The 20,869-nt window shown below is 67.6% G+C and carries 15 protein-coding genes; 5 read left to right on the forward strand and 10 right to left on the reverse strand.

Annotated elements, in window-relative coordinates; all coding sequences use genetic code 11:
- Nucleotides 1-16: 16 nt before the first annotated feature.
- Entirely contained in the window at nt 17-796 is a 780-nt protein-coding gene (locus G9473_RS00945; protein WP_291135091.1) for a Crp/Fnr family transcriptional regulator, read from the reverse strand.
- A gap of 184 nt (nt 797-980) precedes the next feature.
- Between G9473_RS00945 and G9473_RS00950 the strand changes: the two genes are divergently transcribed.
- Nucleotides 981-1,661, forward strand: a complete 681-nt coding sequence (locus G9473_RS00950) for an OmpW family outer membrane protein (RefSeq protein ID WP_291135093.1) — start codon at nt 981-983, stop codon at nt 1,659-1,661.
- 131 nt (nt 1,662-1,792) lie between these two features.
- Here G9473_RS00950 and G9473_RS00955 read toward each other — a convergent pair whose 3' ends face one another.
- Nucleotides 1,793-3,202: a DcaP family trimeric outer membrane transporter gene (locus G9473_RS00955; RefSeq protein ID WP_291135095.1), complete on the reverse strand. Its 1,410-nt coding sequence runs from the start codon at nt 3,200-3,202 to the stop codon at nt 1,793-1,795.
- 154 nt (nt 3,203-3,356) lie between these two features.
- On the opposite strand from G9473_RS00955, the gene acs reads away from it, so the two are divergent.
- Together acs and G9473_RS00965 are read left to right on the forward strand one after the other, a co-directional pair.
- The gene (gene acs / locus G9473_RS00960; protein WP_291135097.1) at nt 3,357-5,288 is read left to right on the forward strand and encodes an acetate--CoA ligase; all 1,932 of its coding nucleotides are present in this window, start codon (nt 3,357-3,359) and stop codon (nt 5,286-5,288) included.
- Nucleotides 5,289-5,299: 11 nt separating this feature from the next.
- Nucleotides 5,300-5,956, forward strand: coding sequence for a response regulator transcription factor (locus tag G9473_RS00965; RefSeq protein WP_291135099.1), 657 nt, complete (start codon nt 5,300-5,302; stop codon nt 5,954-5,956).
- On the opposite strand, the gene G9473_RS00970 is transcribed toward G9473_RS00965, so the two are convergent.
- The 8 genes from G9473_RS00970 to G9473_RS01005 all read right to left on the reverse strand — a co-directional run bounded on the left by G9473_RS00970 (nt 5,914) and on the right by G9473_RS01005 (nt 18,606).
- Entirely contained in the window at nt 5,914-9,297 is a 3,384-nt protein-coding gene (locus G9473_RS00970; RefSeq protein ID WP_291135101.1) for a PAS-domain containing protein, read from the reverse strand. The genes G9473_RS00965 and G9473_RS00970 overlap by 43 nt on opposite strands.
- A gap of 112 nt (nt 9,298-9,409) precedes the next feature.
- Nucleotides 9,410-11,185, reverse strand: coding sequence for a sodium:solute symporter family protein (locus G9473_RS00975; protein ID WP_291135103.1), 1,776 nt, complete (start codon nt 11,183-11,185; stop codon nt 9,410-9,412).
- A gap of 14 nt (nt 11,186-11,199) precedes the next feature.
- Complete coding sequence (locus G9473_RS00980; protein WP_291135104.1) at nt 11,200-11,547, reverse strand: DUF4212 domain-containing protein; 348 nt, start codon at nt 11,545-11,547, stop codon at nt 11,200-11,202.
- A 95-nt stretch (nt 11,548-11,642) separates the two neighbouring features.
- Nucleotides 11,643-12,314: an exonuclease domain-containing protein gene (locus G9473_RS00985; protein WP_291135106.1), complete on the reverse strand. Its 672-nt coding sequence runs from the start codon at nt 12,312-12,314 to the stop codon at nt 11,643-11,645.
- Nucleotides 12,311-14,182 carry a putative nucleotidyltransferase substrate binding domain-containing protein gene (locus G9473_RS00990; RefSeq protein ID WP_291135108.1) on the reverse strand — a complete coding sequence of 624 codons (1,872 nt, stop codon included), beginning with the start codon at nt 14,180-14,182 and terminating at the stop codon, nt 12,311-12,313. The genes G9473_RS00985 and G9473_RS00990 overlap by 4 nt, the downstream gene beginning before the upstream one ends.
- Nucleotides 14,183-14,269: 87 nt before the next feature.
- Nucleotides 14,270-15,784: a TolC family protein gene (locus G9473_RS00995; RefSeq protein WP_291135110.1), complete on the reverse strand. Its 1,515-nt coding sequence runs from the start codon at nt 15,782-15,784 to the stop codon at nt 14,270-14,272.
- Nucleotides 15,785-15,786: 2 nt separating this feature from the next.
- The gene (locus tag G9473_RS01000; RefSeq protein WP_291135112.1) at nt 15,787-16,821 is read right to left on the reverse strand and encodes an HlyD family efflux transporter periplasmic adaptor subunit; all 1,035 of its coding nucleotides are present in this window, start codon (nt 16,819-16,821) and stop codon (nt 15,787-15,789) included.
- 3 nt (nt 16,822-16,824) lie between these two features.
- Nucleotides 16,825-18,606 (reverse strand): ABC transporter ATP-binding protein, encoded by a 1,782-nt coding sequence (locus G9473_RS01005; RefSeq protein WP_291135114.1) that lies wholly within the window; start codon nt 18,604-18,606, stop codon nt 16,825-16,827.
- Between the two features lie 421 nt (nt 18,607-19,027).
- On the opposite strand from G9473_RS01005, the gene eda reads away from it, so the two are divergent.
- The gene (eda, locus tag G9473_RS01010; protein WP_291135116.1) at nt 19,028-19,687 is read left to right on the forward strand and encodes a bifunctional 4-hydroxy-2-oxoglutarate aldolase/2-dehydro-3-deoxy-phosphogluconate aldolase; all 660 of its coding nucleotides are present in this window, start codon (nt 19,028-19,030) and stop codon (nt 19,685-19,687) included.
- A gap of 13 nt (nt 19,688-19,700) precedes the next feature.
- Nucleotides 19,701-20,828: an FAD-dependent oxidoreductase gene (locus tag G9473_RS01015; RefSeq protein WP_291135118.1), complete on the forward strand. Its 1,128-nt coding sequence runs from the start codon at nt 19,701-19,703 to the stop codon at nt 20,826-20,828.
- Nucleotides 20,829-20,869 lie beyond the last annotated feature (41 nt).

Consider the following 20,869-nt stretch of genomic DNA (forward strand, 5'->3'; position numbering starts at 1 on the left):
CCTTAATTGATCTGGATCAAGTTTTGAACGTTTCATTCCGCGACTGACCCGTCCCGGCTTCTTCGGCCAGGGCTTCGAGGTCGGTGAAGCGCACGATCGATCGCCCCTCGGTTTCGACCAGCCCCGCCTCGCGCAGGTCGGAGAACTGGCGGCTGACCGTCTCGATCGTAAGGCCGAGACTGTCGCCGATGTCGCGTCGGCTCATCGGCAGCGAAATCTCGCACGCCCCGCAGGTGCAGCCCGCGAGGCGTTCGGCCATGGAGACGAGGAAATCGGCGATCCGCTGGCGTGCCGAGCGGTGTCCGAGCTGCATCATCTTGGTCCGGCTGCGGTGCAGCGCCTGAAGCGAGCGGGCGAGGACCGAGCGCAGGATCACCGGATCGTCCTGCGCCACGTCGAGGAAGGTGTCGGAGGCGAACACCACCACTTCGAGGTCATTGAGCGCGACGAGCCGGAAATCGCCGTCCGACTGGCGCAGGACCGAAATCATGTCGCCCGCGAAATGGAAGGCGAGGACATGGTTGTGCGAGCGGCCCGAATCCCCACTCGCTTCGCCGGCCTCTCCCGCGCCCCGGCTGGCGGCGGATTGCCCAACCAGCTTGGCCGCGCCCGAGGCGACGAAGACGAGTCGGTCGCCGTGCGGATCGGCGGCGAGCTCCTCGCCCTTGGGGATGAAGCGATATTCGCCGACCTCGCACAAACGGCCCGCGGTCGGCGAGGCGCCATGGCCACCCGGCATGGCATCGCGGAACGCGGCCAGTCCGTTTCTCTCGGCGGATTCGAGAAGTGTCGCCATAACGTGGCCCCGTCTGCCCCGCGCCGCCGCCTTCGTCTTTGATCCCGATCAAGCACACGGGTTTCGCGCTTTTGATCGGGATCAATGAGGCGCGCTTTTTCCTGCGGCAATCGGCGGCCATCGGCAGCAAGCATCCTGGGTCGCGGAGGGCGGCCACTGCTGCCTTCACAGGGAAGAAGGACAAATGAAAACACTCCTGATGATCACGGGCGCCGCTCTCGCGCTCGCAGCCACCCCCGCCGCCGCGCAGGACAGTAATGACCGGGCGGGCGACATCCAGTTCAAGCTGCTCGGCACCGCGGTCCTCCCCGACGGCGAGATCGACCAGGTCAATGTCGACATCGTCGGCCTGCCCGCGAACACGCAGACCGCGGCGAGCGACAATTTCGTGCCGACCATCGCGGTCGAGTATTTCGTGACCGACAATTTCTCTATCGAAACGATCGCAGGGATGACCCAGCACGATGTCGATGCGGTCTCCGGCCTGCCCGGCGCGGAACTGGTGTCCGATGCGCAGCTGATCCCGGCGACGGTGACGGCCAAGCTCCACTTCGACCTCGGCGACAGTGTCAAGCCCTATGTCGGTGCGGGTCCGGCCTATTTCCTGTGGGTCTCGGACAAGCCGGGCGCGGCGACGATCCCGCTCGGCGTGACCGACACCGACCTCTCCGACGAACTGGGCCTTGCCCTGCAGGCGGGCGTCGACGTGTCGATCGGCGACGGGGGCTTCGGCCTGACGCTGGATGCCAAGCGCTATTTCATCGGCACGACCGCGCGCTGGTTCGCCGGCAACACGCTGGCGATCGAAACCGAGCACAATCTTGACCCCTGGGTTCTCTCGGCGGGCGTTGCCTACCGCTTCTGATCCCCAGGCAGCTCCGAGAAAAGGCCCCGTCGGCAATGCGCCGGCGGGGCCTTTTTCGTAACGCGTTCTCCCGGACCGGCACCTGATGGGAGAGGAGGCGGCGCTGGTCCGGAAGCCTTGCGAGCGGGGAATCAGAAATTGTAGCGGGTGGAAAATTGCAGGCGCTGCAGGTTGCCCGTGCGCCCGTCCTCGAGCATTCGCTCGGCGTAAAGCAGCTCAACCCCGAAATCGAGCGGGGCTACCGGGGTCCAGATCAGGTTGGCAAAGGCGTTCCAGCTTTCATCGCTGACCTGGTCGGTCGTGAACATCACCGGGTTGTCGGCCTTGAAATAGGCAGCCCCGATATTGCTGCGCAGCTTGTCGTCCCACAGGTGCCTGAGGGCGGCAAAGCCCGCATAGGTCGCGATCGGGTCGAGATTTCCCTCGTCGTCGATCGCGGCATCGTTGACGATGTTGACCCCGACATAGCGCCCGATCCCGTCGCCATAGGATGCGCTGAACCTCAGATCGTCGCGCTTGCCGAGGTTGAGCTTGCCCGACAGCGCCACGCCATAGCCCAGCGCGCTGTCACTGCCCGTGCCGAAATCGTCGTCCGAGATGTTGAGCGAGCGCGCGATCCCCGCAAGGCTGACCCGCCCCCAGTCGCCGGTCCAGTTGTACTTGGCGACGAAGTCCGGGAGCGTGTCGTCGCCCGCCTCGATCCGGCGTCCGGCGCGGTCGGTGACGACGGTTTCCGGCTGTTCGACGGCGAGTTGCAGCCCGCCCTTGGTCCAGCGCACCATCGGTTGCCGGTTGAACAGCGTGCCCGGCGTGACGCCGATGAAGTCCACGCTGTCGGGCAATGCTCCGACGTCCATGAAGGTCGACCACGCCTGCCCGATCAGCCAGTTGTCATAGGTGATGAAGCCCTGCCGGATGCGCGGCACGAAGCTGTTCGAAACTCGCTCGTCGCCGCCGTCGGTGACGAGGAAATCGAGCTCGATATGCGACTTGAGCTTATGCTCCGCCCCGACATCGGTCGCGGTGTTGAAGATGAAGCGGGTCTGGCGGGCGGAAAAATTCGTGTCGAACCCGCTCGCCTCGCCGCCTACGGGGATCGCTCCGGGCACCAGAAAATCGCGCAGGATCGAGGTGGCCGGCAATTGCCCGCCGCTGGTGCGCTGGGTCATGGCATCGACCTTGACGTAGCCCGAATAGGCGACGGTGGTCTTGCCCATGCGAAAGCCGCGGTCCTCCTGCTCGGGCGGCTCGGCGATCTGCTGCGCGAGTTCGGCCTGGCGGTCCTTGAGCTGCTGCGTCGCGGCGAGCAGGGCGGCGCCTTGCTGGCGCATCTCCTCGCGCTGGGCGGTGATCTCGCTTTCCTGCGCCCGGTGCGAATCCGCCTCGGCATCGAGCCGCTCGATCAGCCCTTCGACGAGGCGTTCGAGCCGGTCGAGCCGGTCCTCGACGCTCGCCTCCTGTGCCAGCGCCGGGGTCGCGGTAAGGCAGGTCGCCGCCATCAACGCCGTGCGCGTGAGGCGAAAAAGTCCCCCGTTCGTCATTCTTCCATCTCCCCGTCCGTCCTTGTTTTGACCGGGAGGGATGCCGCGGGCGCCGCCAGCGGGCCAGTTAGCGGAACGTCGTAAGACCTTTGTCTGAGGGCGCGCGCGGTGTAGCCTGCGCTAAAACGCGCGAGAGAGACGAGGGAGAAGCGCCATGATCCACGCCGTAGAGCGGCCGAAATCGGACAAGCCCACGCATTGCGTGTCGGAGCAATACAACGCGATGTATCGCCGTTCGATAGAGGATCCGGACGGCTTCTGGCTCGAACAGGCCGAACGGCTCGACTGGTTCGCCGCTCCGAGCAAGGGCGGCGAATGGTCGTGGGATCCGGTCGATATAAAATGGTTCGCGGACGGCTCGCTGAACCTGTGCCATAACGCGGTCGACCGGCACCTCGACACGCGGGGCGAGGAAACCGCGATCATCTTCGAGCCCGACGATCCTGCACAGCCCGGCCGCACGCTGACCTACCGCGACCTCCACGGGGAGGTCGTTCGCATGGCGAATGCGCTCAAGGCGATGGGCGTCAAGAAAGGCGACCGGGTCACGATTTATATGCCCATGATCGTCGAGGGCGTCACCGCGATGCTCGCCTGCGCGCGCATCGGGGCGGTGCATTCGGTGGTCTTCGGCGGCTTCTCGCCCGAGGCGCTCGCAGGGAGGATCGAGGACTGCAACAGCCGCTTCGTCGTCACCGCCGACGAGGGCCTGCGCGGCGCGAAGCGCGTGCCGCTGAAGGCCAATGTCGATGCGGCGCTGGCCGAACCTGATCACGATACCCCCATCGACGGGATGCTCGTCGTCCGCCACACTGGTGCGGACATTCCCATGACCGAGGGCCGCGACCACTGGTTCCACGAGGTCGCGAGCGACGCGGACTGCCCGTGCGAGCCGATGGCCGCGGAAGACCCGCTGTTCATCCTCTACACCAGCGGGTCGACCGGCAAGCCCAAGGGTGTGCTGCACACCACCGGCGGCTATGGCGTGTGGACCGCGACGACCTTCCACTATGTGTTCGACTACCAGCCGGGCGAAATCTACTGGTGCACCGCCGATATCGGCTGGGTCACCGGGCACAGCTACATCGTCTACGGCCCGCTGATGAACGGGGCGACCAGCCTCGTGTTCGAAGGCGTGCCGAACTATCCCGACCACGGCCGCTTCTGGGACGTGGTCGACAAGCACAAGGTCAATATCCTCTACACCGCGCCCACCGCGATCCGCGCCCTGATGCGCGAGGGCGATCATCACGTGACGAGCCGCGACCGTTCCTCGCTCCGCCTGCTCGGTAGCGTGGGCGAGCCGATCAATCCGGAAGCCTGGCGCTGGTATTTCGATGTCGTGGGCGAGGGGCGCTGCCCCATCGTCGACACCTGGTGGCAGACCGAGACGGGCGGCGTGATGATCACGACACTCCCGCAGGCGCACGACATGAAGCCGGGAAGCGCGGGCCTGCCGTTCTTCGGGATCAAGCCGCAGCTCGTCGACAACGAGGGCGCGGTCCTCGACGGCGAGACTGAGGGCAACCTGTGCATCACGGCAAGCTGGCCCGGACAGGCGCGCACGGTCTACGGCGACCACGAACGCTTCGTTCAGACCTATTTCACCACCTACAAGGCAAAGTATTTCACAGGCGACGGGTGCAAGCGCGACGCGGACGGGTATTACTGGATCACGGGCCGGGTCGATGACGTCATCAACGTCTCGGGCCACCGCATGGGGACTGCCGAGGTCGAAAGCGCTCTGGTGCTCCACCCCAAGGTCGCCGAAGCCGCTGTGGTCGGCTATCCGCACGACATCAAGGGGCAGGGCATCTACTGCTACATCACGTTGAACGCGGGCGAGGAAGGCTCGGACGAGCTTTACGCCGAGCTGCGCCAATGGGTCCGGCAGGAAATCGGCCCGATCGCGACGCCCGACCACATCCAGTTCACCGACGGCCTGCCCAAGACCCGCTCGGGCAAGATCATGCGGCGAATCCTGAGGAAGGTCGCCGAGAACGATTACGGCTCATTGGGCGACACCTCGACGCTGGCTGATCCCTCGCTGGTCGACCGGCTGATCGACGGGCGCCGGAACCGCTGAGGCGCCCGGCGATGCGGGTCATCATCGCCGACGACCACCCGCTCTTTCGCGCGGCGCTGCGCCATGCGGTGTCGCGGGTGTGGGACGGGGCCGAGGTGGTCGAGGCGAGCAGCGCTGCCGAGGCGCGCGCCGCGCTCGGCGGTGGCGGGAGCGGGGGCGGGGCCGAGGCGCTGCTGCTCGACCTCCACATGGAGGATTCGAACGGGCTTTCGGTCCTGATGGACCTGCGGCAGGATTTCCCCGCGCTGCCGATCGCGATCGTCTCGGGCAGCGAGGAGCCGCGCATCTACGCCGCCGCGCGGCAACTGGGCGCGGCGGGGTTCATTCCCAAGTCCTCGAGCCTCGATGAAATGCGCGCGGCGCTCGCCGCCGTGCGCGAGGGCGACAGCTGGTTTCCCGAAAACGCCGGCGAAGAGGACGAGGACCTTGCCCGCATGGCGAGCCTCACCCCCGCCCAGCGACGCATACTCGGCAGCGTGCGGCAGGGGCTGCTCAACAAGCAGATCGCCCACGAACAGGACATCAGTGAGGCGACGGTCAAGGCGCATATAACCGCGATCTTTCGCAAGCTGGGGGTCGGCAACCGCACGCAGGCGGTGCTGCTGGCAGCAAAGCTCGACGTCGATCAGCCCGTCACCGATTCGCCTGCCGACTCCGCCACCGCCTGAGCACCGCGCTCCGACCGGCCGCGCGCAAGGCACATCGAAATGAGCGCGCGCAGGGCCGCGGGCGAACCCGGCTTGAGCAGGCGATCGGCCTCCATCCGCGCGGCGGCCGCCTCGGTTTCCTTGGACGCTTCGGCGGTGAGCAGTATCGCCGGAGGACGCGCTTCCCATTTCCGGCATAGCGCTTCATAGGTCGCATCGCCCCGGTCCTCGTCGTCTAGGCGGTAGTCCATGATGACCACGTCGGGGAGGGGCACGTCGATCGCGGCGGCGCGCGAGGCGGCGCAGGCGACCTCCAGCCCCCATTTGCCGAGCAGGGCCGCGGTCGCGGCGAGCGCTGCGGGATCATTGTCGACCACCAGCACGCGCGCCTCGGCGAGCTTTGCGGGCGTGCGGCGCGCGAGTGCGGGCGCGGTCGCTTGCCGCGCGCGCCATTCGAGCACGTGCATATGGAGCGCGAAGCGGCTGCCCCGGCCGGGCTGTGACCGCGTCTCGACCTCGATGCCGAGCAGCCGCGTCGCCCGCCGCACGATCGCGAGGCCGAGGCCCAGCCCCTCGCGGTCGGTCGAAGCGCCGCGGTTGAATTCCTCGAAAATCGCATCGCGGTCGGCTTCGGCGATGCCGCGACCGGTGTCGTGGACACACAGGAGCACCCGCTCGCCCGCGCGGCGCACGCCGAGGAGGACACCGCCATGCTCGGTATAGCGCACCGCGTTGCTGACGAGATTGCGCAATATGCTGGTGAGCAGCGCGCGGTCGGTCATCGCCCAGGCGCTGGTCCGCACCCGGCCGAGTGTCAGGCCCTTCGCCGCCGCCTGCACCGCGAATTCGCGCTCGACCTCGGCGAAGACCTCGTCGAGCGCGACGGGTTCGAGTTTCGGCTCGATCCCGCCGCTGTCGAGCTTCGAGATGTCGAGCAGGGCGCGGATCAGGCGGTCGGCGGAACTGATCGCCCCGTCGAGGTCGTGGACCAGGCTTTCGAGGTTCCGCTCCCCGGAGACTTCCTCGCCCAGCGCCGAAGCGAACAGGCGCGCGGCGTTCAAGGGCTGGATGAGGTCATGGCTGGCCGCGGCCAGGAAGCGGGTCTTGGAGCGGGTCGCGGCGGCCAGAGCCTCGTTCGCCTCGATCAGCTGGCGGGTGCGCTCGGCGACCTTTTCCTCCAGCGCCTGTTCGGCCCGGCGGTCGGCGGTGATGTCGGTGTAGCTCGTCGTGTATCCGCCACCCGGCGTGGGTGAGCCGATGATCCGCAGGATGCGCCCGTCTGCCTGTTCGCGCTCGATCCGGTGCTCGCGCCCTTCGCGCATATAGGCGAGGCGGCGTTCGACCTGCTCTGCGATTTCGCTTTCAGGGAGCGCCCCGCGCTTGAGGTTGAACCGGATCAGTTCGGCGATCGGAGTGCCGACGCTGACGAGCCCTTTGGGCAAGTCGAAGATCGCCTCGTAACGGCTGTTCCACGCGACAAGGCGCATTTCGGAATCGACCAGAGCGATGCCGGTGTCGATGTTCTCGATCGCGATCTGGAGCAGGTCGCCGCTGAAGGAAAGCCGCTTCGAGGTCTCGTCGAACATGGCGACGACTTCGGGAAGCGAGATCGGCTCCCCCTCCGCCCAGGATGCCATCAGCATCCGCGCGGACGGCGTGCCGACGACGCCCGAAATGGCCCGCTCGGCGAGTTCGATCGCCTCGCTGTCGACCGGGTCGCTCGCGCGCCTGTCCGTTCCGAGCGAGGCGATCGCCTGGCGGGCGCGCTCCGGCCCGATGAACTGCGCGAGCAGGGCGTTGAGGTCGGTCATGCGCATCCGGGTGGCCGGGGCGGGGCGAGCGCCGGGGCTGGGTGTGCCGACGAAGGCGGCGGCCTGCGTGCGGTCGAGCAGGCTGTCGCGGAACAGCGCAGAGGCCGCCCAGTAGGCAAGCGCATTGCCGCCGAGCGAGAGCGCCACGCCCGAAACCAGCGGATCGGGATGGATAGCGAGGACCGGCACGGCGCCGCTCGCGAGCGGGAACAGCAGCAGGGCCGCCCAAGCGGCAAAGCCGACCCCGAGCCCGACCAGCATCCCCGCCCGGTTGCCCGCCCGGCTTATCATGCCGAACACCAGGCCGGGCGCGAATTGCGCGACTGCGGCGAAGGCGATCGTGCCGAGCCCTGCAAGGTTCGGGATCGCGCCCAGCGCGAGGGAGAAGGCATAGGCCGCCGCCAGCAGCAAAGCGCTCACCACCCGCCGCGTCAGCAGCAGACGCCGCGCGAGGCCGCCGCGGCCCGCGGGCGCTGCGAAGGCGCGGCGGAACAGGGCAGGGGCGACGAGGTCGTTGGTTATCATGGTCGAGAGCGCCACGCTCGCCACCACGATCATCCCCGCCGCCGCCGAGAACCCGCCGAGAAAGACGAGCAGGGCGAGCGCACCGTTGTCGCTCGCCATCGGCAGGGCGAGGACGATGGTGTCGGGATCGGTCCCCGCCGGGAGCACGGCGAGCCCGGCGAGAACGATCGGCACCATGACAAGCGCGGTGAGCGCGAGATAGGCGGGGAAGACCCATCGCATCGCTGGGCCGGCGCGTTCCGAAGGCGCCTCGACGAAGGCCATGTGGAACTGGCGCGGCAGGCAGAGCGCGGCGCAGGCGGCGATCAGGGTGAGGACGGCAAATCGTGCGTCGATCTGGTCAAGGGCAAACACGGGCGGGCCCGGCAGGGGCGGCGTGCCTTCGCTCGCCAGCAGCACCAGCGCCAGCCCCGCGACGGCAAGCAGTGCGACGAGCTTTACGACCGCCTCGAGCGCGATGGTCAGCACGAGGCCCGCATTGTTGCCCGCGCTGTCCGCCCGGCGCGAGCCGAACAGGATCGCGAACAGGGCCATGACCGCCGCCATCGCCGCGACCAGCTCCTCCGCCCCGATCCGGCTGTCGAGCCCGGGTGAAAGCACCACGAGCGAGGCGGCGAGCGAGCGCAGTTGCAGCGCCATGTAGGGCAGCGCGCCGAGAGTCGCGATCACCGTCACCGCGGCTGCGACTCCCGCGCTCTTGCCGTAGCGGGCGGAAAGGAAATCCGCGATCGAGGTCGAATGCTGTGCCTTGGCCTGCGCCAGCACCTTTCGCACGAGCCCGAAGCCCAGCGTGAAGACAAGGATCGGGCCGAGATAGATCGGGAGGTATTCGAGCCCCCCGCTCGCCGCCGTGCCGACCCCGCCGTAGAAGGTCCAGCTCGTGCAATAGACTGCAAGGCTGAGGCCATAGACCCACTCGCCGCTTGCCGCGCCGGCGTGATCTGCCCTGCGGTCGCGCCAAGCGGCGAGCCAGAACAGCCCGGCCAGATACAGGCTTGCAGCCGCGATCGCGGCGACGAACATCATCGCTCCCGTCTCCCGCGCGCGAGGCTACGCGAAAATGGCGGATGCGCAAACTTGAAAGGGCGCCGTCTTCCTGCGGGAAGGCGGCGCCCTCTCGGCGACCCTTCGGGCTTTATCAGTGCGCGTGCGCGTCGCCGGCGCCGCGCGGCACGCGGATCGAATCGACCAGTGCGCGGACATCTTCGGGCGTGCGCCTGGTCATGCTCGCCACCGCGATCGCGACGCCGAAATTGACCAGCATCCCGATCACCCCGATACCTTCGGGCGAGATGCCGAAGAGCCAGTTGTCCGCCACGTTCAGATCGGGTGCGAGCAGCTTGAAGTAGAGGATGTAGGAGAAGGTGAAGACCAGCCCCGATACCATCCCCGCAATCGCACCTTCCTTGTTCATCGACTTGAAGAAGATGCCCATGAAGATCGCCGGGAAGAGGCTCGATGCGGCAAGGCCGAAGGCGAAGGCGACGACCTGCGCGACCCAGCCCGGCGGATAGATGCCGAGATAGCCCGCCACCAGGATCGCCGCCGTCGCCGCCCCGCGCGCCGCCAGCAGCTCGTTCTTGGCCGAGATGTCGGGCTTGAAGGTCGATTTGAGCAGGTCGTGGCTGACCGAGCTCGAAATCACCAGCAGCAGCCCCGCCGCCGTGGAAAGCGCCGCGGCAAGCCCGCCCGCCGCCATCAGGGCGATGACCCAGCCGGGCAGGTTCGCGATTTCCGGATTGGCGAGCACCATGATGTCGCGGTCGACGTAGACCTCGTTCTCGGTATCGGGATTGGGCGTGTTGGCAACTACCCGTTCGCCCGAAGGTCCGCGCTCGCCGGTGAATTCGGGCTTGCCTTCGAAAGCCTCGCCCGCGCGGTACTGCATGACCCCGTCGCCGTTCTTGTCCTGCCAGGCGATAAGGTCGGCGCCTTCCCAGTTGGTGAACCAGTCCTCGGCCTGTTCGTAGGGCGTGCCGTTGGTCTTATCGATGAAGTTGTAGATTCCCATCGCCCCGATCGCAGGGGCCGTGGTGTAGAGCAGCGCGATGAAAACGAGCGCCCAGCCCGCGGATTTGCGAGCATCGGATGCCTTGGGCACGGTGAAGAAGCGCACGATGACGTGCGGCAGCCCGGCCGTGCCGACCATCAGGGCGAGCGTGATGCAGAACATATCGATCGTGCTCTTGCGCCCCTCGGTGTAGGCTCCGAAGCCAAGGTCGACGAGCACGTTGTCGAGTTTCGCCAGCATATATTGCCCGGACCCGTCATTGACCTCGGACCCGAGGCCCAGCTGCGGCACGGGATTGTCGGTCAGCATGAAGCTGATGAAGAAGGCCGGCACCATGTAGGCGCAGATCAGCACGCAATATTGCGCAACCTGGGTGTAGGTGATCCCTTTCATCCCGCCGAGCACGGCATAGACGAAGACGATCCCCATGCCGATGATGACGCCCATGGTGATGTCGACTTGCAGGAACTGGGAAAAGACGATCCCGACCCCGCGCATCTGGCCCGCGATATAGGTGAAGCTGATGAAGATGAGGCAGATCACCGCCACCACGCGCGCGGTCTTGGAATAGTAGCGCGTGCCGATGAAATCGGGGACGGTGAACTGGCCGAACTTCCTGAGGTAAGGCGCGAGCAGCAGCGCCAGCATGACGAAGCCGCCGGTCCAGCCCATGAGATAGACGCTCGCGTCGTAGCCCATGAAGGCGATGAGCCCGGCCATCGAAAGAAAGCTCGCCGCGCTCATCCAGTCGGCGGCGGTGGCCATGCCGTTGACGACCGGGTTCACCCCGCCGCCCGCGACGTAGAATTCCTTGGTGGAGCCCGCGCGGCTCCACAGCGCGATCCCGATATAGAGCGCGAAGCTCGCGCCGACGAAGAGGTAGATGAGTGTCTGCGTTTCCATGGGTATTCGCCCCCTCAGTCGTCGAGATCGTATTTGCGCTCGATCTGCTTCATGCGGAAAACATAGAAGAAGATCAGCGCGATGAAGACGTAGATCGAACCCTGCTGGGCGAACCAGAAACCGAGCGGGTATCCGCCGAGCATGAACTGGTCGAGGAAGTCGCGCAAAAGGATCCCCGCGCCGAAGGAGCAGGCGAACCAGATCGCCATGAGCGCCACCAGCAGGCGCAGGTTCTCGCGCCAATAGGCACCTTCCGCCGCATTGGTCGTCCCGGTTTCGCTCTCGGGCGCAGCCTCGGTGTCCTTGTGAAGATCGCCGGGATCGGCGCCCGGCCCCGTGTCCGTCATGCCCGTGTCTGTCATGTGTCCTCCCCTGTCTCGCCTGTCGGTCGTGCCGCAGTGTGCCTTGAAGGCTAGGCGAGGCGGGACGGCGGGGGGAGAGCGACTTTAGTCTTAGCTCAAATCGCCTCGAGCGTGCCGAGCGTCACGCCCGCGGGAAGGCGCGAAAGCTGGGCCTGGAACAATTCGGCCGCCGCGATCGCGTCGGTCAGCGCGTCGTGTGCGGCGTATTCGGGCAGGCCGTAGCGCGCACGGGCTGGGCCGAGGCGGTAGGCTTCGCTGCCCGTCAGGCCGGGATTGAGATGCTGTTCGAGCCGCAAGGTGCAGATCGCGCGGGGCGGCACGGCGTGTCCGAACACCGCGCGCGTCGCATCGCCGAGCGCGGTGCGCTCGATCGCGGCGGCATGGGCGACCATCACCCGGCCCGCGAGCGCGCCGACGAGCCGTTCGATCACCTCGCCGAGCGGCTCGCCCGCCCCAGCGCGCTCCTCGCCGATGCCGTGGATCGTCACCGCCTTGCGGTCGAGTGTCGCATCGCTGCGGATGTCGCAGGAAACCGCTTCGGCCAGCGGGATGGCTGCAGCGGTGAAGGGGGTCCATCCGGCCTGCAGCAGGTGCGCGCCGCGCCTCAGCCCGTCGAGTTCGAAATCGAGCGCGAGCAGCGGCGCCTCGCGCACCGGGCAGTCCTCGCCGGGCCAGTCGGCAGCGGCATAGGCGGCGAGCGGGGCGACGCCGGACCGGGCGAGCGCCGCCAGCTCGCGCTCGAGCCGCCAGCGGGAGAAAAGGCTCACGCGATCCCGCCTGCAAGGTTGCGCCTGAGCGAATCGAGCCCGCGCCGGATCACCGCGAAGGCGTCCTTGAGATAGTCGCGTTCGAGCGGGGAAAGGTCGTCCGGGGCGATCCTGTTGGATGGCTCCTCGCCGCGCCCGATCGCGGCGGCCTGGCGCGCGATCCTGAGGTCGTTCACGAACAGCATCGCGTCGGCAAGGCTGCGCGCGTCCTCGCGGGCGAGCCGCCCGGCCGCCGCCAGTGCCTCGAGCCGGGCGATGGTCCCGACCTCCGCGATGCCCTCCGCCAGCGCGAGCGTGCGGGCAATGTCCACCACCGGCATGATCGCCTGGGCCTTGGCATCGAATACCCGCGTCCCGTCCGCCCCGCGTTCGAGCACGAGATTGCGGAAAATGCCGAGCGGCACGCGCGCGCGCAGGGCATCGCGCGCGAGGTAGCTGACGAACAGCGGGCTGGCGCGGCACGCCTCGACCACGTCCTCGCGTAGCGATGCGGCGAGCCCCGCTTCGCCGTGAAGGCAGCGAAGGTCGAAGAAGATCGTCGCTTTGAGCACCGCGTCCTCGTCGGGCCGGTCGATCCAGTGTTCGTAACGCTTGCGCCAGTCCGACAGGCGCAGCCGCTGGCGCGCCTCCTGCGCCATGATGCCGCCCTTGCAGAAGGCATAGCCGCATTGATCGAGCAGGCTGCACAACCGCCGCGCGAAGGCTTCGAACCAGTCCTCGCCGCCCGCATCGCATTCATCGGCGAGGATCAGCCCGTTGTCCTGATCCGAGCCGACCAGTTGTTCCTCCCGCGCGAGCGAGCCGAACGCCACCAGTGCATAGGCGCAAGGCGGCGGTCCGCGGCCCTCGGCTTCCATTTCGCGTTCGACGATCGCCGCCGCCAGGCGGTGGACCGCGTCGCCAAGTGCCGAGGTGAAGCGCATCGCCTGCACCGCATGGACTCCCGATCCGACCATCGCCGCGAAAGCCTGCGGGATGACCCGCGCGGCCTCGACCAGTTCGCCCGCGTCGCGCGCGCGGGCGATCGCCAGCCCCGTGTCGATCGCGCTGTTGCCGAGGCTTGCGAGGATGTCGGTCGCGCTCAGGATGCCCGCCAGCGCGCCCGAGTCATCGACCAGCGGGACATGGCGAAATCCGCCGCGCGCCATCATCGTCATCGCCTCGGCGAGCGCGCTGTCGGGCGACAGCGTCTGCGGCTGCGGGGTCATCGCCTCGCCGACAGGGCGGGCGAGGTCCATGCCCTGCGCCACCACCCGGCTGCGCAGGTCCTTGTCGGTGAAGATGCCGACCAGCGCGCCGCCTTCGCAGATCGCGAGCGTGCTGACGCCTTGCGCGTGCATCAGGCGCACGGCATCGAGGATCGAGGTCGCCGGGTCCGCCGTCACCGGCTCGCGCCGGCCCACGAGCTCGCCCACCCGTCGCGCGCCCAGCTCGAAGCCGCGCGCCTCGCGCCGCTCGTCGAGCGCGTGGCGGATGCGGTCGGCCTCGTCCGCGACGAAGAAGGCGCGGAACGCCGCGTCCTCGCCGCGCAGGGTGTGGAACAGCCCGGCGGGGATCGCGTAAAGCAGCGTGTCCTCGATTGCGCGGGCGGTGTTCCTCACCTCGCCCCCGCGCAGCAGCGAGGGATAGGCGAAGCAGGAGCCCTGGCCAAGCCGCGCGGTCAACTCCTCGCCCGCCAGCAGCAATTCGACCGCGCCCGAGCGGACGAGATAGAGCCGGTCATTGGTCGATCCCGCCTCGAGCACGGTCTCGCCGCGCTTGCGATAGCTGACCTCGACCGCGCGCGAGACGCGGGCGAGCCAGTCCTCGGCCAATTCGCCGAAAGGCGGTGTGGCGCGCAGGAAGCGGGCGATCTCGGCGATTTCCATAGGCTGTGCTGCTGCCTCCCCCGCAAACGCTGGCGCGCGAGGATAGCAGCCGCACGGGCCGGGGTCGCTAAGACTTTCGCAGGGGGACTAGTCGAGCCCGAGCGCGTCGAGGTTCATCGTCGCCGCATTGTAGCTCGCGGTGGCGAGACGCCCGATGAGATCGGCCCGGATCGCGCGGATTTGCGCGTCGGCGGCGCGCTCCTCGCGCAGGTTGACGAGGAAGAAATCGCCCGCGCCGAGGCGGAAGCGCTTGCGCTCGGCCTCGACCATGGTGGTCGCCTGTTCGACCTCGTCGCCCGCCAGTTCGGCAAGCCTCAGCGCCGCGTCGAGATTGGTGAGGATATTGTCGAGTTCGACCGAGATTTCATCGGCGATACGGCGCTGTTCGAGCTGTTTTGCGCGCAGTTCCGCCTCGGCGCGGGCCAGCTTGCCGCGCGCCTCGCGCCGCTGGAGCGGCACGGTGAAGGTGAGGCCGACGACGGTGTCGGTCGAATCGAAGCTCGGCCCGCCATCGCCCACTGGACCGAAATCGCGAGACAATTCGACCCCGAGATCGAGCCGCGGTTTCAGGTCGTTGCGCCTGAGTTCGACGCGGTTTTCCGCGCGCTCGATCGCAAGGCGCAGGGTTTCGAGTTCGGGCCGCTCCTCGATGAAGAAGCGTTCGCGGTCGGCCATCATCTGCGCCATGTCGGGCAGTTCGCTGAGCAGGTCCGCGCTCGGCAGCTGTTCGCGCGTCGGCACGAACAGGTTGCCGTCCGCATCGCGCAGGTAGAAGGACAGCGAATTGGCCGCCGTCTGGAAATCGCGCTGCGCCTCGGCCAGCAGGCTGCGGCGGCGGATGAGGTTCTGCTCGTTCTCGGTCAGCGCGATGGCCGGCAGCGCGCCTTCGCGCACCTGCCGGGCAAGGCCGATCGCGCGCGCCTCGGCGATTTCGAGCAGTTCCTCGTAGACCCGGATTTCGCTGCCCGCGGCCACCCATGTCCAGTAGGCCTGCAGCGCCTCGTATTGCACGTTGAGCTGGACGAGCAGGATGTCGAGCCGCGCCTGGCTCGCCGCGAGCCGCGTGTCCTCGAGCGCGAAGCGGCGGTCGTCGATCGTGCTGTCGCGCAGCAGCGAGAGCAGCGCGCCGACCTTGAATTCGCCCAATTCGTTGGTGTTGAAGACGTTTTCGTAAATCGGGAAGTCGCCGTCCGAAAGCTTGTAGCTGCCGAACACCTTGGCACCGAGGGGGCGCAGCGGCTGGGTCGCCTTGAATTCGGCATAACCGCCCGAATAGAACCCGCTGACCCTATCGTAGGCTTCGGCATCGAGCATCAGGTCGAATGCCCCGTCGGCCGCCAGCCGGTCGCCGCGGGCGGCCGCCTCGCGTTCGAAGCTTTCGAGAATCGCTGGGAAAGTGAGCGCGGAGGAACGCAGAACTTCTTCGGGCAGGAGCGGGCCGGTGGTGAGCGCGACCTCGATCGGGTCGCCGACCGGCTCGATGTCCTGCGCCGTCGCGGGCGAGATGAACGCAAGCGCCAGCGCCAGCGCGCACGCCGCGCCCGTGCTGCGCCGCAGGAGGCCCGGGCGCCGCCCGGCCATCGTGTCGCGCATTCGCGGCATGGTCAGGCGCCGGACCCCGCCGCCTCCGCCCCGGCGGGAAGTTCCGGCGGGAAGTTGTTGAGCTGACGCCAGATTTCGTAGCCGACGGGCACGGTTTCGAGCAGGATCCACCCGCGCACCGACGCGCCGAAGCGGGCGTAGCGTTCCTTGGGCCAGGGATGCGGGTCCGACTTGTCCTCCGCGATCAGCACGCGGAAGCGTCCGTCTGCTTGCGCCGACTGGTCGACCGCGGTGACGATCCCGCCGAAGGTTCCGACCGCAACCGAGGGCCAGCCGCTGAACTGGACGACGGGCCAGCCTTCGAACTGGACCCTTGCCTTGTCGCCGACCTGGACGAGGCCGATGTCGCGCCCGTCGATGAAGATCTCGATCACGCGCTCGGCCGATTGCGGCACGAAGGTCGCAAGAGGGTCGCCGGCATTCACGATGGTCGCGACGTCACCCGCGTTGACGCTCTGGATGAAGCCGTCGCGCGGCGCGGTGACGAGCTGCGAGGACTGGCGCGAAAGGCTGACCTGCGTGCGGGCGAGGCTGGCTTGCGCCTCGGCGACGCCCTGGCGCATCTGGTCGACACGGATCTGCGCCTGTTCATAGTCGCGCCGCGCGGCGAGCCCTTCGCGGTAGAGCTCGGCCATGCGGCGCTCGTCGATCTGCGCGGTGGCGAGTGCGTTCTGCGCGGCCTGGAGCTGGATTTCGACTTGCTGGCGTTCGGATTCGAGCCGTTCGACCAGCTGCGGGTCGATGTCGGCGATGCGGGCGATGGGATCGCCCTTTTTCACCGAACTGCCGTCGCGCACGTAGAATTCCTCGATCCGGCCCGACACCAGCGCGTTGATTTCCTGCTGGCGTTCGTTCGGGTTCAGGGTGGTGACGACGCCCTGGCCGCTGGTCGTCTGGACCCACGGCACGTAGATAAGAAAGCCCACCGCGGCGATGAAGCCGAACAGGATGAGCAGGAACACCGTGCGCATGACGCGCGGCGTCTTGACGCTTTCGAGCGCGGTGAACTGGGGGATGTCCTGGGCGAGCACGGCCATGTCCTATTCTCCCACCACGTTCGCCGTGCCGCTGGTGCCTTCGGCCTTGAGCAGGCGCGGCCCGCCGGGGCGGCGCGGCGGTTTCTGGTTCACGGCGAGGCAGAAATCCTCGAAATCGGCGAAATAGCGCTGCTGCTTCGCCTCGAGGTAGAGGAAGCGGTCGAAACCGAGGTCGATCCGCCGGTTCGAGAAGCAGATGACGGTGGTGTATGCCTGTTCGCGCAGTTCGGTGACGGCGCGGGCCAGGTTCTCCTCGTCGAGCAGGTCGAACAGGCGGGAGAGGACCAGCACGCGCGGTTGTTCGAGCAGGGCGTTGGCAAGCTTCAATTGCTGCAATTCGACCGAGGAGAGCGGGTAGCCGGTCGAGGCGATCGGGGTGTCGAGCCCCTTCTCGAAGGTCGAGATCGTGTCGACCAGCCCGACCGTCTCGAGCGCGCCGATCATCCGCTTCGTCGCGCTTTCGGGGCAGGACAGGGCGAGGTATTCGCGGATCGTCATGCCCACGAAGGTCGGCCGGTCGAGCACGTGGATGTTCTTGCGAAGATTGTGCGCCTCGATGTTCATCAGGTCGATCCCGCCCATCGTGGCGAAGCCGCTCTGGGGAAGCTCGTGCATCTTCAGGAGATTGGTGAACAGCCGCTGGATCCCGTGATGGCTCGCCGCGGCCATGACGATCGCACCGGAGGGGATTTCGAGGTTGAATTCGACTTCCTCGTGCCGGGCATGGCCGCGCACGCCTTCGAAGACAAGGGTGTGATCGTCGCCGTGGATCGGGTCGGCGCCGGCGGGTTCTTCCTGCTGCACGTCGTAGAACAGCGACAATTCCTCGATCGCGGCGCACAGGTCGTAGAAATAGGTGAGGTAGGTGCCGAGCTGCGCGACCCCGAAGAAGGCGACCGACAGCACCAGCTCGGCGGCGACCAGCTGGCCGAGCGTGAGCTGGCCCTGGATCACCAGCCACCCGCCGAGACCCAGCAGCACCGCGCTCGCCAGGGCGTAGAGCACGAGGAAGGAGATCGTCTGCGAGAAATGCTGGCGGAAATGCCGCTTGCGCTCGGTCAGGTAATTGGCGGTGAAATCATTCGTCCGGTCGAAGGCGTAGTCGATCCGGCGCTGCGATTTGAAAAACCCGTTCGACCCGCCGATCGTCTCGACCCAGGCGGCGGTCGCGTGCTTGGCATGGCTGAGGTCGATCCCTGTGCGGATCGCCTTGCTTCCCCATACCGCCCAGATCACCCAGATCAGCCCGGCCATCACCAGTGTGAAAAGCAGGAACAGCGGGTGGTAGAGCGAGACGAGGATGAAGCCCACCACGATCTGCAGCACCACGGTGAAGCCGTTGATGAACAGCACGGGCGCGGCGATCTGGACGTTGATGACGTCGAAATATCGGTTGAACAGCGAGCCGCGATTGGCGTCGTTGAAGAAGGGGTTCTGCGCGTGGACCGAAATCAGCGCGATCTCCGCCACCATGCGGGCATAGAAACGCCGCGCGAACAGCTCCATCAGGTGGACGCGCAAGGCATAGAGCAGGCCCGAAAGCATCAGGAGGCCGAACAGCGTCAGCGACAGCATGATGAGCGGCGCAGTCAGCGCGGTGTTGGCGACCGTGTTGATCAGCATCTGCACCGAAATCGGGGTCGCCAGCGAGAGCAGGCTGATCCCGATCCCGTAGACGATCGCGAGCCAGTAGAAATTGCCTTCGGGCTTCAGGATCTCGAAGAACCGGCGAAAGAACTTCACCAGCGAGATGCGATCGCCATAGGTTGGGTTATGGGCTGCCATGTACGCTGCGCTTTCGTCCGGTCCGATGCCTTGGCCTGCAATAATGCCTGAAACCATCGCTTCGCGCACCCCCAGCCGGGAAAGCGCGCCGCGAGATACGTGATATTGTCAAGTTTCGCTCCCGCACAATGACAGGCCACGCGGGGCTATCCCCGCTCCGTCCGCTCGCGCGCGGACGAATGGAGGCGAAGTGACCCTTGTGCACCTGCGAAGTGTCGCGATTCATACCGATTATCAAGCCCGGATTGAAAAAACGTACCTTCGCCGCGCGAATTCGCCCCCGCAACAGGCCACCACAACAGGCGGTGTAACACGCCGCTATCGATGCTAGGGCGAGGATTGACGATTGCTGAACCGGACCTGTCCGCGCCATCGGGGCGGGCCATGGGGACAACGAGGACCACTAGGACGAGCAGCCCGGATGACCGACACAGACCCGATTTTTTCCGCGCTTGCCGCCGCGCCGGTCGTCCCGCTGGTCGACAGCGGCGATGCGAGCGAAGCGGTCGCGACCGCGCGCGCGCTTGTCGAAGGGGGCCTTGCCGTCCACGAAGTCGTCCTGCGCCGCGACGGCGCGCTCGGCGCGATGCGGGCGATGGCCGAGCGCCGGGCGGAAATCGGCGAGGGGCTCGTCGTCGGGGCGGGCACGGTCCTGACGCTCGACCAGGCCAAGGCCGCGCGCGATGCCGGGGCGCAGTTCATCGTCTCACCGGGCCTTGTCGATGAAATCGCGCTGTGGTGCATCGAGCAAGACCTCCCAGTCTTTCCCGGCACGGCCACGGCGGGCGAGGTCCAGCGCGCTTTCGCGCTCGGCCTGCGCGCAGTGAAATTCTTCCCCGCCGCGCTCGCGGGCGGCGTGCCGATGCTCAAGGCGCTGTCCTCGGTCTTCGGCGCGATGCGCTTCATGCCGACCGGCGGGATTTCGGCGGCGAACCTGCCAGAATACCTCGCCTTGCCGAGCGTCATCGCCTGCGGGGGAAGCTGGCTGACCCCGACGGACCGAATCGCGGCAGGCGATTACGAAGCGGTGACGCGCCTCGCCCGCGAGGCGGTGGCAATCGCCCGCAAGGCGCGGGGCTGAGCGGCCCCGCCAGGTGACGGGCCCGGCAAGACACCTGCTGCTGGTGGGCGGCGGCCATGCCCATGTCGCCGTGCTCGCCGACTGGATCAGGCGCGGCCCACCGCCCGGTGCGCGCGCGAAGCTGCTGACGCCGCACCCGGCGCTGCGCTATTCGGGCATGGTCCCCGGCTGGATGGCGGGCGAGCACGAGCGGCTGCGCGGGATCGTCGACCTTGCCGGGCTGGCAGCGGCGGCGGGGGTGGAACTGGTGCTCGGCCGCGCCGGTGCGATCGATCCCGAAGCGCGCGTGGTCACGACAGGGGCGGGGGAGCGGATCGCCTTCGATGTCGCCTCGCTCGACACGGGCGGGGTGGGTCATGCCTCGGCTATGCTGGGCGAAGACCCGCGCCTCCTCGAGATTCGCCCGATCGAGGCTTTCGTCGAACGCTTCGCCGTCTGGGCCGAGAGCGCGCGCGAGCGGCCCGTGCGCGCTGCAGTGGTCGGCGGCGGGGCGGGCGGGGTCGAACTCGCTTTCGGCCTCAGGAACCTCGCCGGGGCGCGGGTGCGGCCCGAGTTGACGCTGGTGGCGGGGCACGCGGGGCTGGTTCCCGCTCTGTCGGGCGCGGTGCGGCGAACCGTTGCGCGCGAGCTGGCGCGGCAGGGCATCGCGGTGCTCGCAGAGGATGCGCGGGTTCAGGGCGGCGCGCTGATGGCGGGCGATATGTCGCTCGAACCGCTCGACATCGTGCTCGCCGCTCTCGGCAGCGCGGCGCCCGAATGGCCGGGGGCGGGAGGACTTGCGACCGATGCGGCGGGCTTCGTCGCGGTCGACGCGTTCCAGCGCTCGCTTTCGCACCCCCATGTCTTCGCCGCCGGCGATGTCGCCGCGCGGACCGACCGCGAGGTGGCGCATTCGGGCGTCCACGCGGTGTTCACAGGGCCCAAGCTCGCGGCGAACCTCCGCGCCGCGCTGGAAGGCAGGGAGCCGCCGAAGAGCTATCGCCCCAGATGGAACAACCTCTACCTTCTCACCACCGGAAACGGGCGGGCGATAGCAAGCTACGGCCCCTTCGCCGCACGGGGCCGCTGGGTGGCTCGGCTCAAGCGATGGATAGACTTGCGCTGGATCGACACCTACGCAGGGCTGGCGCGAGAAGTGTAACAATGCCGTCTTCCCGGCCGTATCCGCCATCATGGGAGCTC

This window comes from Erythrobacter sp., from assembly GCF_011765465.1.
Lineage (GTDB): Bacteria > Pseudomonadota > Alphaproteobacteria > Sphingomonadales > Sphingomonadaceae > Erythrobacter.